The 15,595-nt window shown below is 32.7% G+C and carries 10 protein-coding genes; all 10 read left to right on the forward strand.

Annotated elements, in window-relative coordinates:
• Positions 1 to 112 precede the first annotated feature (112 nt).
• The 10 genes from speB to BM305_RS14640 are packed head-to-tail and all read left to right on the forward strand — an operon-like array spanning position 113 to position 15,593.
• Positions 113 to 1,066 (forward strand): agmatinase, encoded by a 954-nt coding sequence (speB, locus tag BM305_RS14595; RefSeq protein ID WP_177214745.1) that lies wholly within the window; start codon positions 113 to 115, stop codon positions 1,064 to 1,066.
• A gap of 50 nt (positions 1,067 to 1,116) precedes the next feature.
• Complete coding sequence (locus BM305_RS14600; RefSeq protein WP_092562303.1) at positions 1,117 to 2,448, forward strand: aminotransferase family protein; 1,332 nt, start codon at positions 1,117 to 1,119, stop codon at positions 2,446 to 2,448.
• A gap of 15 nt (positions 2,449 to 2,463) precedes the next feature.
• Positions 2,464 to 3,096 (forward strand): DUF2284 domain-containing protein, encoded by a 633-nt coding sequence (locus tag BM305_RS14605; protein ID WP_092562306.1) that lies wholly within the window; start codon positions 2,464 to 2,466, stop codon positions 3,094 to 3,096.
• 35 nt (positions 3,097 to 3,131) lie between these two features.
• Positions 3,132 to 4,331: an aminotransferase class V-fold PLP-dependent enzyme gene (locus BM305_RS14610; protein WP_092562309.1), complete on the forward strand. Its 1,200-nt coding sequence runs from the start codon at positions 3,132 to 3,134 to the stop codon at positions 4,329 to 4,331.
• An 18-nt stretch (positions 4,332 to 4,349) separates the two neighbouring features.
• Positions 4,350 to 5,939 (forward strand): AMP-binding protein, encoded by a 1,590-nt coding sequence (locus BM305_RS14615; RefSeq protein WP_177214746.1) that lies wholly within the window; start codon positions 4,350 to 4,352, stop codon positions 5,937 to 5,939.
• 11 nt (positions 5,940 to 5,950) lie between these two features.
• On the forward strand, positions 5,951 to 6,856 hold the full coding sequence (locus tag BM305_RS14620) for an amidohydrolase family protein (protein WP_092562316.1): 906 nt from the start codon (positions 5,951 to 5,953) through the stop codon (positions 6,854 to 6,856).
• A 9-nt stretch (positions 6,857 to 6,865) separates the two neighbouring features.
• On the forward strand, positions 6,866 to 7,123 hold the full coding sequence (locus BM305_RS14625; protein WP_092562319.1) for a hypothetical protein: 258 nt from the start codon (positions 6,866 to 6,868) through the stop codon (positions 7,121 to 7,123).
• Between the two features lie 19 nt (positions 7,124 to 7,142).
• Positions 7,143 to 11,795, forward strand: a complete 4,653-nt coding sequence (locus BM305_RS14630; protein WP_092562322.1) for a non-ribosomal peptide synthetase — start codon at positions 7,143 to 7,145, stop codon at positions 11,793 to 11,795.
• Positions 11,796 to 11,812: 17 nt separating this feature from the next.
• Positions 11,813 to 14,395 carry a type I polyketide synthase gene (locus BM305_RS14635; protein WP_092562325.1) on the forward strand — a complete coding sequence of 861 codons (2,583 nt, stop codon included), beginning with the start codon at positions 11,813 to 11,815 and terminating at the stop codon, positions 14,393 to 14,395.
• Between the two features lie 13 nt (positions 14,396 to 14,408).
• Positions 14,409 to 15,593 (forward strand): aminotransferase class V-fold PLP-dependent enzyme, encoded by a 1,185-nt coding sequence (locus BM305_RS14640; protein WP_177214747.1) that lies wholly within the window; start codon positions 14,409 to 14,411, stop codon positions 15,591 to 15,593.
• Positions 15,594 to 15,595 lie beyond the last annotated feature (2 nt).

Here is a 15,595-nt window from a genome sequence, read left to right on the forward strand (position 1 = left end):
AGCACAAATAGTCTGTCTATATAAATAATAAATTGTACAATTCAATATTTATATGGCACATTTAAGTGCAATATGGTATAATGTACTAAATAAAAACAATTGGAGAATTATGATGGAACGTATTAAAAATATGAAGGAATTTTATTGTTCAACTCCCAGATATTGCGACATTCCTACTTTTATGAGAATTCCGCAATATGGTCAGATAGACAATCCGGATATTATAGTCATAGGAATACCATTTGATGATACTTCTAGCTATCGTTCTGGATCTCGATTTGGACCAAGGGAAATAAGAAATGCATCAACCTGTTTAAAAAAATATAACAGATGTTTAGATGTAGATATATTTGCTGACAGCATTACTGTAGATTACGGTGATATTCCAGTGATTCCTGGGTACATAGAAAAATCATATACATTAATTTCTGAGTGTATAAAGAAAGTAGTTGTTCATGATAATGCCATACCCATTTCAATAGGCGGTGATCATGGAATTATTTTGCCAGAATTAAGAGGGTTAAAAGAGAAACATGGAAAGCTTTCTGTAATCTCATTTGATGCTCACAGAGATTGCTCGAAATCCCACTTTGGAGAATTGTATGGACATGGTACAACTTTAAGACGTGCCATAGAAGAGGAACTAATTGAACCATCCACATCGGTAATCTTAGGAGTAAGAGGAAGTGGATACTCACCAAATGATTATAAAATAGCTCAAGATTTAAGTTTTAATCTTATAGACATGGAAACATATATCGAATCTAACCCAAAAGATATTGTAAAAACCATAAGAGAGACAGTTGGGAAAAATAAATGTATTCTGACATTTGATATGGACTGCGTTGATCCAGCTTATGCGCCAGCAATTAACACACCTGAGATTGGTGGTTTCACTAGCAGGGAATGTTTATATATGATACGGAATTTAACAGGTATTAATATCGTGGCAGCCGATCTGGTTGAAGTGAACCCACAATATGATAGTGGAGGAATTACTAATTTCCTGGCAGCAAGCATTCTATTTGAAATCATATCTGTGATTGTTAAAAATTTAAAAATATGATTTGGGTAATGTAAATCTGATATTCATTATTAATAAAGGGGAAAAGGAAAATGAACTGGAAAGAAAGCAAAAAAGGAGTATGGCAGTTGTATACTGGCAACGCCTTAGATGAGGAAAATAAAATTATTGCAAAGGGTGAAGGTATCTATCTTTGGGATGTGCAAGGCAAAAAATATATAGATGCTCTAAGTGGTCTTGGAGTAGTAAATATTGGGCATTGTAATCAACAAGTTGTGGCGGCAATTAAAGAACAATCGGAACAGTTAGAATATATTAGTCCTTTTATGGGTTTTTCGCATCCATCCGTTTTAAAACTTGTTGATTTATTATCACCTCTAATACCAATAAAAAATCCCAAATTCTATTTTGTGAATAGTGGTTCCGAAGCAGTTGAACGTGCTATTATGATTGCTAAGCAATACCACATAAGAAGGAATATGCCGAACAAACAAATGATCATTGGACTTGAAGGTTCATTTCATGGTTCCACATTAGCTTGTTTCAGCGTAGGTGGTCTTCCTAATCTTTCACATTTTTATGGTCCATTGCTGCCAGGTACGATAAAGGCAGACTGTCCAAACTGTTACAGATGTGAATTTCAAAAGGAATCTTGTAATTATTATTGTATTCAGAAACTCAAAAAACTGATTCAGTATTATCGAAGTGAAAATATTGCAGCATTTATTATGGAACCAATAATGAATGCAAAGGGAATTGTAGTACCTCCAACGGGGTATGTAAAAAAAGCATATGAACTATGCAGAGAAAATGACATTTTGTTTATATGTGATGAGATTGTAACTGGATTTGGAAGAACAGGAAGCATGTTTGTTGCTCAAGAAGCAGGGATCCAACCAGATATTATTACAGTTGCCAAGGGATTAAGCAGTGGCTACATACCTATTAGTGCGGCTATCATCAGCGAGCAGATCGCAGATGAATTTACAAAAAGAAGCTCCATTCAAAATGTTTACGGAAGTACTTTTGGAGGTCATCCAATTGCATGTGCTGCTGCGTATGCGAATGTAAAAGTAATACTGGAGGATAATTTAGTTGAAAATGCCAATGAAATTGGGCAGTACATAGAGGAAAAGTTCAAGTCCCTATATCAATTCAACTTTGTAGGAGATATTAGAGGGCGCGGACTTATGTGGGGAATAGAATTAGTAAAAGACAAAAAATCTAAAGAACGTTATCCTTTGAGTATGAAATTAAGTCAACGTATGGAAAGCGGATTGTATGAAAAAGGACTTCTTTGCCGGGTAGCAGCAGATGTAATCAGACTTTGCCCACCATTGATATCATCCAAAGAGGATATAGATAACATTTATACAATTCTGTATGATTTCTTTTCCAACTTGGATCTTAATAATAATTTATAGAAAAGGAGAATTTTTATGTCAGTACCATACTTTAAATTGTCACAAGATGAAGTAAACCAAAAGATTGATAAATTAGTGCAATATCTAGTTGATTGCAAAATGGATGATGTCTGTGTAATCAATCCGAAAGAATTAATCTTTGATAAAAAAGTACGAATGAAATGCAGATATGCATGCAGGGTGTATAACACTAATCTTCGGTGCCCGCCCAACGCACCTTCTGTAGAGGAATGTAAGGAGTATGTACATTCCTTTGAAAAAGGAATTATTTATAGAAAAACAGCTCCCGCAGATCATTTTGCTGGAGAAGACGCAAAAAAAGATTATAAATGGACTAAAGTTTCTAAGTTCATTCAAGATACCTCCGCTGAACTGGAGTCCATGGCATTTTATGAAGGGTTTTATCTGGCAATGGCTTTCGGAGCAGGAAGATGTCGTCAGTGTGTTGATATCGGTGGAAAGTGTCAGGGACTTGCCGATGGCGTATGTCGTCATCAATTAGAATCAAGACCTTCACTAGAAGGAATTGGGGTTGATTTGATTCGTTCAATATCAAATTTAAACTGGAATTTCTCTATTATTGGAAAAAGAAGTGAGATAGCAGATATTGAAATAGCAGGATATATAGGTTTTATTGCATTATATTAGAAGAGTTCTTTATAACTAAGCTGGAGGTGGAAAATATGAAGTGTCAAAAGGAATTATTTGATATTGAAGAAGATGTTTCTTATCTAAATGGTGCATTGATGAGTCCGTTGTTAAAATCATCAGTAGAAGCAGGAATTGAAGGAATGAAAAAAAAAATGCGTCCATATTCTTTGACAGAAGGCGATTTTTTTGAACCTGGAGATATCATCCGAAAGGAATTTGCAGATATTATAAACTGCAAAGAGCCAGAAAGAATAGCAATACTGCCTTCTGTATCTTATGGAATGTCAATATTGTCAAAAAACATTAAACTGGATCAAAGAAAATCTATTCTTGTAGTTGGCGAAGAATTTCCTAGTAATTATTACCCCTGGAAAAAAGCAACAGATGAGCAGGGCGGTATTTTAACTGTAATAAAGGCGCCTTCCGTTCTTGAAAACAGAGGTGAGCTGTGGAATCAGCAAATATTAGCTGCGATTGATGAGAATACAAAAGCCGTGTGTATCGGAAATATTCATTGGACATGTGGAACAATCTTTAATCTAAAAGAAATTAGAAAACGAACAAAAGAAGCAGGTGCCCTACTTATTATTGACGCATCTCAAACAATAGGTGCCTTTCCGTTCTCGCTTCAGGAAGTTGAAGCCGACGCGATTATTGTTGCCGGATGGAAATGGCTTTTAGGACCATATAGTATAGCATTAGGATACTTTGGACCGGCATTCGATAATAGTGAAACAATTGAAGAAAATTGGATTAATAAAAAAAATTCAAATCAATTTGATAAATTACTTTATTATCAAGATCAATACATTCCGTCAGCACAAAGGCATAATGTTGGTGAGTTTTCAAACTTTACTCTTCTTCCAATGATGATTAACGGAATTAGAACAGCCAAAAAGTGGGATGCACTGCAAATTCAAGAGTATTGTGCAGATTTAATCAGACCATTTGTTCCAGAATTTCAAAAGTTAGGGTGTTGGATTGAACATGAAAATTACCGTACCAGTCATGTATTTGGCATTCTTTTACCTGATGGCACTTCTATAGAAGCCTTAAAACAGGAATTGTCTAAAAATAAAGTTTATATTTCGGTCAGGGGGAATTTTTTGAGAATATCTCCTAATGTTTATAACGATGAAAACGATATAGAAAAATTACTTATTTCAGTTAGAAATGTTATCGAACATATTACGACATTTAATAATGAAAAAATTAATTATGGACTACACTAATTTATGAAAGAGGTAAAAATGAAACTTGAAAATATTAAAGAATATATGTCTAAAAATAAGGACAGTTACCTTGAGTATTTTGAACGTGGGCATTATTATAAAAAACGATATGAAGAAGTTCTTTCAGATGTCTTAAAATTGGTTTCTTTTATAAATGAAAAGAAGGTTAAAAAACAGGAACGTATTGGAATTGTTGGTACTAATTCTTATGCATGGGTACTGGCTGATCTAGCATGTCTCATTGGTGGATGGGTTTCTGTAACTTTTCATGAAAAGAATTTTGAAATGCATAAAGAACAACTAATAAATCAATTTGATGTGAAACTTGTTTTTATGGATGAGAAGTATTTTGATGAAAAAGCAGATGATATTTACATTCAACTTTCTTTAATACCACAAATTATTGAAAAATTTGAACCATCTGTTATAGAAGGAGCAGCATTTACAGATGAAGATATTTTTACAATTATATTTACATCAGGAACAACAGGAACACCAAAGGCACTTTCTATTAAAATAGAAGGAACTAGTCATTTTATTACAGGAGTGTGCGATTTATTTCAATTCAATAACTCTGATAAACTGTTCATTTTCCTTCCATTATCTGTATTAACATGCAGAACATATATATATGGTGCATTACTACATAATTTTCATATAGCACTTTCAACAATGGATACGTTTTCTCTTGCCATGAAAAAAACTCAGCCAACTGTTATGCAAGGAGTTCCCTATCTCTTTGAAACAATACATGATACTTTTTATAATATGCTGCGAGAGTCCAAATTTAAATTATTTTTTGTGAATATTCTTTTTGGACTAAATAATAAAAATCTGATACCTAAAAAAATGATGAGAGCAGCACAAAATAAATTTTTTAAAGAATTTCATAATTTCTGGGGTGGAAAAATGAGATTGATGATAACTGGCTCAGCCAGTATCAGTGCTAACATTATACGATTTTATCAAAATACGGGGATTAACTTATACGAAGCATATGCGACAAATGAAGCTGGACTATTAACTATAAATTATCCAGGAAAATGTAAAATTGGAAGTGTAGGAACTACATTTGTTGGACGTGAGATTATAATTAGTGATGAAGGTGAAATCTTGATTAAATCAGATAATCTTGCCTATCGTTATGAAATGGAATCCGATGAGTTTAACAGTCGTGTTTTTCGAAGTGATGGTTACATTGCTACTGGAGATATGGGCTTCTTTGACAAAGAGGGATTTTTGTTTCTTCGTGGTCGTATAAAGGATATCATCACAATGAGTAATGGTGAAAAAGTAATGCCTGGAGCAATAGAAAATAAACTAAAGGAATCTCCTCTTATTAAGCAAGTTTGTATTTATGGAGAAAAGAGCCCTTTTTTAACTGCTATAGTAACAAAAGGAAATCCTAAAGTAACAAAAGAAATGATTGAAAATGAATTGGAAAAATACATGTCAGAACTAAAGGAAGTTTCAAAAATTAAACAAATTATTTTTACATCGGAACCCTTTTCGATAGAAAATAAATTACTAAATGTTAATATGAAGATGGATAGAAACAAAATTTTTGAACAATACAAAAAGGAACTAGCAGAAATCTATACAAGCTGAGGAGGCGCTATATGCTGATTGATATACATACACACTTAGGATATTCAAAAGTTTATTCCGATTATTTTATCAATGGAATAATAGAAAGTATAGAAAATCCATTAAAGGAACAAATGGGGGCAGCATTTAATAAAGCCATCGTAAGTAATATTATCAGAGGCTCATTAAATGATAAAGATGGGTCCAAATTAATCAAGCAAATGGATGACGCTGGAATTGATAAATGTGTACTGCTCATGACAGACTTTGGATATGAGGATACTAATATGGAATTTTCTGTTTCAGAAATATTGGAAGTACATAATCAAGTAAGAATAAAATATCCAGATAGAGTAATCCCCTTTTTTGGAATCGACTGTAGGAGAGATGTGTCCTATGTTGACCTCTTTGAAAAAAGTATTCGGGATTATCATTTTGCAGGTTTAAAAATATACCCTCCATGTGGATTTGATTTAACGGATAAAAGATTATTTCCATATTATGAAATTTGTCAGTCATATGGAATTCCAGTATTATCCCATACAGGTGATTCATTGGTTACTATGCATAATGATTATGATTATATTGGACAAGTGAAAGACTTAACGAAAATGTTTAAGAACCTTCAGTTTATTCTTGCCCATATCACTTTTGAACGATTTGAAGAGAATATAAGGTTAGCATCTGAGCTAGAAAATGTCTATTTTGATTTGGCTGCGTTTCAATTAGATTGGGGAAAAGAAAATTTAACCTATAAGGTAAAGAAAATATTTGAACTGATACCAGATAAGATATTATTCGGTACAGATTGGCCAATCTATAGTATGTTAGGACAGCAGAAAAGATGGGTTGATTATTTTAGAAATAATGTTGAAATTAGCGAAGAAAATAAAAAGAAACTGTTCTATCTTAATGCACAAAATGTACTAAAAATTTGAGGTGAAAGTATGGATGATGAAAAAATTAAAAAGGTAGTTTTAGAAATAATAAAATCAATTGTTCCTAAAAACATGAAAAAAACAGTAACTTTAGAGATGGAACTTAGAGATGAATTAAATCTTGATTCGATAAAATTAATTTCATTGGTTACAATTTTAGAAGAAAAGGCTAATTTTGATTCTATGCTTGCAAGCAGTGAAGTGGATTTTACAGAAATTATGTCTGGGAATGATTTGGTAAAGGTAGTTCTTGAATATCAAAAGTAGTTAACAGGAGGAACGTTGGATGCATATAGTTGAAATTGAAAGCAAAAATAATACATATAGTTTTGATTATTTAACTTGTTATGAAAAACCAATGGCACTAGCATTATCGGTATTTTCGGAATTTGAACCAAATTTATTTTTGCTCTATTTAAAGACAATTCAAAGTTATCACATGAAAAATTTTCAAGAAGAAAATATTATTATTCCTGACTTTGAAGATACCATACAGTGGATTATTGAAGAAAAAATGAAAAAAAATCTCACTATCGAAGATATAGAATGTGATGAAATATTCATATGGATTGAACAGCAAATAGAGAAGAATATTCCAGTTATGCTTACTGTGAATTTGAAAGAACTCTTTTATTCACAATACTATAAGGAAACAGATTGGCCTTATTTAATGCTGATAAATGGATATGATGCAGAAAAAAAATTGTTTTATGTGATTGATACTACTCAGACAGAGTATTTAGAACTGAAAGAAGGGCAGGTTTATGAGCAGTTTGTAATTACATATGAGATGGCATCAAATATGATTCAGTCTTATAAAAAGGTGATGAAACGTGCATATGCTGCAACTATTACAAATTCAGATAACAATACGGCTACTAATACAGATAAAACGTTTCTTTCAGAATTTTTGGATTTTTATTGCAATGCCAGAGAAGAACAGCCATTTAAAGAACTTACTTTTATGAATGAAATTTTGGATAAAGTAAAAGAAGGCAAGGTAGTAAAAAGATCTAGTATTTTTGAACTTACAAATCATGTAGAGTTCTTATTTACCAGAACATTAAGTTATAAAGAATTTTTATACAAACTTTTAAGTGATTATATGATTCATTTCGTAGAGAAAGAAGAAAGATATATAACAATAGAAAAAGAATTAATTTCTAGTTGGAAAAAGTGTTTAAATACAGCTTCTCTTGGAATGAATTTGAACAGAGAATTTGATCCAGAAAGACTTTCCAAAAAAGCCTGTGAGCAGGAAAAAGAAATGTTATGTACAATCATGAATGGATTATCGGCTCAAAAGGATTCAAACCAAATAGTAACTGCACATAAAAAGCTGAATGAAGAAGATGCTATATCAGAAAAGACAAGAGAAATTATTAAAACTACATATGAAGAACCTCAAACTGATATAGAAAAAGAATTACAAGAATTTTGGCAGACTCTGTTTAAAAAACAACGTATTGGTGTATTAGATAACTTTTTTGATTTGGGGGGTAATTCATTAACAGGTGTTAAAATTCAAGCTACTGTTATCAAAAAATTTAATGTAGAACTTCCAATGGACATATTTTTTACTGCACCTACAATTCGTGAATTATCTATGTATATAGAAGAAAACAAAAACCGAAATCTGTTTGTACCAATAGAAATTGCACCTAAAAGTGAACGATACATTTTGTCATCTGCTCAGAAAAGATTGTTTATAATGAATCAGTTCGAACCAGACAGCACAGTGTACAATATTATGCTTTCCTTGGAGGTAAAAGGAGCTGTCAATACTTCATTGGCAGAAAGCTGTTTAAATGAAGTGATTATGAGGCATGATAGTCTTAGAACTAATTTTCAAGTAATTGAAGGAACAGCATATCAAGTGATTAGAACATCGCTAGAAGTAAAAGCGGAATTAGCATTTCTTGAACCATGGCAGATAGATGATTATTTAGAACAAATAGATAAACCATTTCGATTGGATAGAGACGCATTAATTAGACTGCACATCATTCATATAGCAGTTGAACATAGAACAATCTTGTGCTTTACAGCACATCATATCGTAGTAGACGGAACATCCTTTGGGATTATTGTAAAAGAATTTGCAGAACTGTACAATAATAGAAAGCTGGATGATGTAAAACTCCAATACAAAGATTTTACAATTTGGCAAGAACAACAACAGCAAGGTGAAAAATATAGAAAACAAATTGATTACTGGGTAAATAAAATGAAGGACAGAGCTCCAATGCTCAATCTGCCTTACGATTTTGCTAAAAATAATACAATGAATTCTACTGGAGATATTTTAAATTTTAAGATAAATCAGGAATTGACAAAAAAAATAGAACTGTTTTCTAAAGAAAACGAAACAACTCTATTTATGGTTCTTTTTGGTATTGTCAATATTGTATTACATAAATATTCGTCACAGGAAGATATTATTATTGGAACTCCAATTGCTGATAGACCACATGTTGATTTACAGGACATGGTTGGAATGTTTGTGAATATGATGCCTTTAAGAAATTTTCCTAATAAGAATAAAAAATTTAGAGATTTTTTAAGGGAAGTACGTAACAATGCATTGGAAGCATTTGAAAATCAAGATTGCCAGTTTGATGTATTAATTGAAGAGTTGGGGTTAAAAGGGAATACCATAAATAATCCAATGTTCAATGTTGTGTTTATTCTGCAAAATATGGACTTGAGCGATGTTTTGCTTGAAAAAGAAATTGCTCATCTAAAGCAATTAAAAAACAAAACATCAAAATTTGATATTACAATTGAATTAATGCAAGTTAAGGATGGAATAGAATGCCTCATAGAATATAGTACAGAATTGTTTAAAGTACGTACGATAGAAAGGCTTGCCCAACATTTTATTAATTGTATTTCTTATGTATTACAAAATCCAGATACCCGCATATGGGAAATTGACTGTATGGGAATAGATGAGAAGAAGCAGCTCCTTTTCGATTTTAATCATACGAAAAAGGAATACCATTTCAAAGAAAGAATATTTGATCAATTTATAAAACAGGTGGATGAAAATGGAGAAGCAATAGCAGTTGAATGGAATGGTTTGGCTTATACATATAAGCAGTTGAGTGAGGATTCATCCAGAATAGCAAATACTTTAGTAGAAGCAGGATTACAGATTGGTGAAGCAGTGGGTGTCTTTTTAGAACGTTCATATGAAATGATTGCAGCGGTTATGGGTATTGTCTGTGCTGGTGGTGTCTATATTCCGTTAGAACCCTATCTTCCTGATGACAGAGTATTGACTATTTGGGAAAACTTAAATGTTAAATTTATTATTACATATAGCAAAGAGTTACAGAGAATTTTAGAGTTAACAGAAGAAAAAGACCTAATTCATAAAGTTTTATCTATGTCAGAGCTTGATGAAGATACACAGAATAAAACAGCAAAAAAATACGATAAGTACATTTATTCCAAACAAGATATATGGAAAAGATCCATGCGAATGCCAGATGTAAATGTAAGTCCAGAAGACCTTGCATATATTATTTTTACTTCTGGTTCAACCGGTAATCCTAAAGGTGTTATGATTCAACATACTAAAGCAGTCAATTTGATTGAATGGGTGAATAAGACCTTTCAGATATCTCCGAAGGATAAGGTATTAGCAGTAACTTCTATAAGTTTTGATTTATCTGTGTATGATATATTTGGCCTGCTATCAGCAGGTGGAACTATATATATGACATCGCGAGAAGAGTTAATGCATCCAAAGGAACTTCTTCAGACAATTGTGGAGAAAAAAATTACCTTTTGGAACTCAGCTCCTCAGACATTGATGCAGTTAGAACCATTTTTTGATGAAACTAATGCAAAAGAACATTGTCTTAGCCATGTATTTCTCAGTGGTGACTGGATACCAGTTTCTTTGCCAGACAGAATAAAGCAGACTTTCTCAGGAGTAGAAGTTATTAGTCTGGGAGGTGCAACAGAAGCAACAGTATGGTCTAATTACTACATAATAGATGAAGTAAAATCTTATTGGAAAAGCATACCGTACGGAAAGCCTATACAAAATGCTGCTTACTATATATTAGACAGTAATTTAATGTTATTACCAGTTGGTATACCAGGGGATTTGTATATCGGAGGGGATTGTCTGGCGTTAGGTTATTTCAATGAGCCAGAACTGACAAAAAAACAGTTTATATCAAATCCATTTGTAGAAGGGGAAATAATATATAAAACAGGTGATTTGGCAAAATGGCATACTAATGGAAATATGGAATTTTTGGGCAGGGCTGATACCCAAGTGAAAATACGTGGATTTCGTGTAGAACTAGGTGAAATTGAAGGTACATTATTGAAGTATCCAGGTATAAAAGAAGCAGTTGTAATTGCTGGAGAAGAAAAGTGGCAAGAAAAAAAACTGTATGCCTTTTTTACCAGTTCAAAAGAAATTACGTATGCTGAATTAAAGGAATTTTTGCTAAAGAAGCTTCCAGATTATTTTATTCCGGATGTCTTTATTCCGTTGGAAAATTTTCCAGTTACTGCAAATGGGAAATTAGATAGAAAAAAACTTTTAGAACATAAAAAATCAGAAAAGCTAGATACTGGTGTGAAGTATGTAAAGCCTCAAAATCAAACAGAAGAACTACTTCTTTTTATGTGGAAGGAAGAATTAGAAATACAAAACATTGGTGTTAATGATAATTTTTTTGATATTGGTGGGAACTCTATAAAGTTCATACAATTTACCAATAAACTAAAAGAAAAAATGAATGTAGATATACCTGTTGTACAATTATTTCAAGATGCAACAGTAAGTGGCATATCAAAAATATTGTTAGATATAGGAAACAATATTAAAAAGCCAGATAATCCAGACAAACAAATATCAAAAAATGTAGCTGTTATGAAAAATAAAATTAACCTGATTCGAAAAAATAAGTAAATAGTTGGAGATGAAATATGGGTAACTTAGATGAAAACTATGAATATACAGGACTAGAAGTTGCCATTATTGGAATGGCTGGAAAATTTCCAAATGCTGATAACGTAGAAGAATTTTGGGAATTGCTGATAAACTCCAAAGATGTGGTAACTGTATTATCGGATGAACAAATGCTAAGTGACGGAATATCTGAAAACATAATAAAAGATGATAAATATGTGAGAAGAAAAGGTTTATTAAAAAATTTATGGGGATTTGATGGGGAGTTTTTTGGATATTTAGATAAGGAAGTTGAAATCATGGATCCTCAAATAAGGCTATTGCATGAAGTAACCTATGAGGCATTGGAAGATGCGGGTTACTATTCTGGCTCATTTAGTGGAGACATTGGTTTATATGCAGGCGGCATTTCCAATAGAGTTTGGGAAACTAAGGCTGTAGGTCTTAGAAGTAGCTTTCAGGAAATGTTTGATGCAATACACTTCTTAGACAAAGATTTTTCCTGCTCCAGAGTTTCGCATAAACTGGACTTGCAAGGTCCAAGTATATCTGTATCAACAGCATGTACGTCTTCTTTAACAGCGGTACATTTGGCCTGTAGAGGATTGATGACAGGTGACTGTAATATTGCAATAGCTGGAGGCTATTCCGTAATGCTTCCTGAAAACTCTGGACACTACTATGTCGAAAATTCAATTACATCAAAAGATGGTATGTGCCGTCCCTTTGATGCAGATGGGACAGGAAGCTGTGGGGGAGATGGAATTGGCCTTGTTGTCTTAAAACTTTTAGAAGATGCAATTCAAGATAATGATAATATTTATGCAGTGATTAAAGGAACTGCCATTGACAATGATGGAAGTGACAAACCAATGTATACGGCCGCAGGTATAAAAGGAATAGAGAATGCTATAAGGAAAGCAATTAATTTTTCAAATGTACTTCCAGAAACAATTAACTTTGTAGAAACTCATGGCACTGGTACGCAAATGGGAGATTATTTAGAAGTTATGGCATTAGCTTCTGCATTTGATACAGAACAAAAAGAATACTGTTATCTTAGCTCACATAAACCTAACATTGGTTATTTAGGACCTGCCTCTGGAATAGTCGGTTTAATTAAGGCAGCATTGTCATTGAAACATCGCTTGCTTCCTGCGACCTTAAACTATGCACATCCTAATCCTAATATTACATTTTCAAAAACTCCGTTTACTGTAAATGCAAAGTTGATACAGCTGGAAAATTTACAAGGGACATTAAGATTACGTGCCGCTGTAAATAATATTGCAGTTGGTGGGACAAATGCACATATAATTTTAGAAGAAGCACCAGAGCAGAAAGTGCAGAATATTCAAAAAGAGTGGTATTTGTTACCCGTATCAGCAAAATCTGAATGGGCGTTAGAGCAGTTCGGAATATCTTTATCAGAATTTTTAAAAACGCAGAAATCGGTTTCTATGTATGATGTGGCTTATACCTTGCAAAAGGGCAGAAAAAAATATGATTTTCGTCAATTTATCCTTTGCAATGGAGTACAGATGGCTCATGATAATTTCTTACGTATGCCTTCTACCTATGCAAAAAGAAACGAAATACGAAAGGAACGAAATATAGTGTTTCTTCTTCCCCACATGAATACAAAGAGTATTATTTATTTTCAAAAGTTATATGAACAATATGATTATTTTCACCAATTGCTGGATCAACTCTTTACGTTAACAAAAGCTAAATTTGATGTAGATATAAAAGAACTGTTTTTTTCTGAAGTACAAGTTAGTAAATATAACGAACTTCTTGTATTTACAGCAGAATATGTTATGGCAAAATATTTTATCGATTCTGGTATTAACCCCAATGCAATTGTCAGTACTGGCACGGGGGAATTTGCTGCTGCATGCATAACAGGAAGCTTACAGCCAGAGGACGCTTACCGGCTTCTGATGGCAAAGGTTAAAATAAAGGAAATGGCAAAGGCTTATATATATTTTACAATCTATACAACAAAAACAAATATAGAAAAGTATTTTGATGGCTTGTGCATCCTTTTCGTAGAAGAAACGTCCTCAAAATGCCTTGTTGGCGTTAATGCAGAACAAAAGAAAGAATTTTTATTGATTGCAGAAGAAAATGCTATCAGAATCTATGAAGAAAAACAATTGGATCAAATTTATTATGAAATAACAGATGACATGATGAAATTATATGAGAAATCTTTAGAGCAGATTGAAGTACAAATGGACAAGTTTGAATTTATAGAGTTCTGGAAAAACCAGCTTACCAATCCAATTTGTATGTACTCATGCTTTGAAAAAGCTATAAAAGAATCAAAAACAAATGTCATTATCAATTTAGGACCAGGTAAAGTTTTTCACAGACTTATTCAGAGTTATGAAAATGAGGGCACAGAACATATTTTATTAGATCCTTTTAGAAATATTAGAGAGGACTTTGACGAAAATCAGAAAATGCTATTTTGTGCAGGAAGTTTATGGACTTTAGGCGAAAACTTTGATTTTGAAGTTTTAAATAATGGTGAAATAGGAAGAAGGATTTCTTTACCTAAATATCCGTTTCGACATAAAGTAAATAAATTATAAAGGAGGTATTGGTTTGATTTATTTTAATAATGCTGCTACTAGTTATCCCAAACCACAATGTGTACTGGATGCAGTTTCTTTTTATGCAGCACACCCACCGATAGACGCAGGAAGATCGTCTATGGTTGAAGATGAAAAAGACGTCATATTATCTTGCAGGAATAAATTGGCAAAACTGTTTGGTGCAGCAAATAGTAGTTGTATTTCCTTTACTTCTGGTTCTACCCAATCAATTAATATGATTGTAAAAGGACTTGGATTGGATAATAAACACGTTATTACTACAACTACGGAACACAGTTCGGTTGTCAGGGCACTGAAGGTGGCGGAAAAGGAAAGAAATGTAAACTTGTCCTTTGTGCCTTGTGATGAACAAGGATTTATACATGTTGATGACATCAGAAATCAGATTAATAAAGATACAAAAGCAATTTTTGTTAATCATTCCTCAAATGTTGTTGGTACAGAAGTTGACTTATATGCAATTTCAGAACTTGCACATGATGAGAATTTATTACTTATTGTAGATGCTTCTCAATCCGCAGGGACGATACCTATAAACGTAAGGGAACTGGATATTGATATTATGGCATTTACAGGACATAAATCTTTACATGGTATTGCAGGCATTGGTGGACTATATGTAAAGGAAGATGTGGATATTCAGCCATTAATTGTTGGAGGTACAGGTGTAAAATCTACATCGCTTTATCAAATCGAGGAGCGTCCAATTTATTTTGAAGCTGGAACACAGAATTTTGTAGGAATTGCATCATTAGAAGCAGGTGTATCTTATATATTGGATAAAGGAATTGATGCGGCTAATGTAGTGAAAAGCAAACTTTATTATTCATTACGTGATAAATTAGAGAACATTCCTGAAATAAAATTGTATGGAACAGACAAATATTATTCACCGATTATTGGAATGAATGTAAATGGAGTGGATCCAAAAGAGGTTGGAAACTATTTGTCAAAGCGGCACAATATTGTTGTCAGAACAGGAATATTATGTGCACCGTTAATTCATCATAATTTGGGTTCAGATCCAAATGGTCTTGTTCGAATCAGCCTTTCAAGTTTTAATACAGAAGATGAAATATTAACTTTTGTTGATGCAATTAAAGAAATGATTGATATTTCAAAAACAAACCAGGAGGAATTGCATCTGGATAATTCAAATTTGTCCTGTGTATAAAG

The organism is Anaeromicropila populeti, from assembly GCF_900112775.1.
Classification (GTDB): domain Bacteria; phylum Bacillota; class Clostridia; order Lachnospirales; family Lachnospiraceae; genus Anaeromicropila_A; species Anaeromicropila_A populeti.

Excerpts from the sequence above, each read along its gene's own strand:
- speB (WP_177214745.1), top strand. The coding sequence starts at position 113 with ATGGAACGTATTAAAAATATGAAGGAATTTTATTGTTCAACTCCCAGA.
- BM305_RS14600 (WP_092562303.1), top strand. The coding sequence starts at position 1,117 with ATGAACTGGAAAGAAAGCAAAAAAGGAGTATGGCAGTTGTATACTGGC.
- BM305_RS14605 (WP_092562306.1), top strand. The coding sequence starts at position 2,464 with ATGTCAGTACCATACTTTAAATTGTCACAAGATGAAGTAAACCAAAAG.
- BM305_RS14610 (WP_092562309.1), top strand. The coding sequence starts at position 3,132 with ATGAAGTGTCAAAAGGAATTATTTGATATTGAAGAAGATGTTTCTTAT.
- BM305_RS14615 (WP_177214746.1), top strand. The coding sequence starts at position 4,350 with ATGAAACTTGAAAATATTAAAGAATATATGTCTAAAAATAAGGACAGT.
- BM305_RS14620 (WP_092562316.1), top strand. The coding sequence starts at position 5,951 with ATGCTGATTGATATACATACACACTTAGGATATTCAAAAGTTTATTCC.
- BM305_RS14625 (WP_092562319.1), top strand. The coding sequence starts at position 6,866 with ATGGATGATGAAAAAATTAAAAAGGTAGTTTTAGAAATAATAAAATCA.
- BM305_RS14630 (WP_092562322.1), top strand. The coding sequence starts at position 7,143 with ATGCATATAGTTGAAATTGAAAGCAAAAATAATACATATAGTTTTGAT.
- BM305_RS14635 (WP_092562325.1), top strand. The coding sequence starts at position 11,813 with ATGGGTAACTTAGATGAAAACTATGAATATACAGGACTAGAAGTTGCC.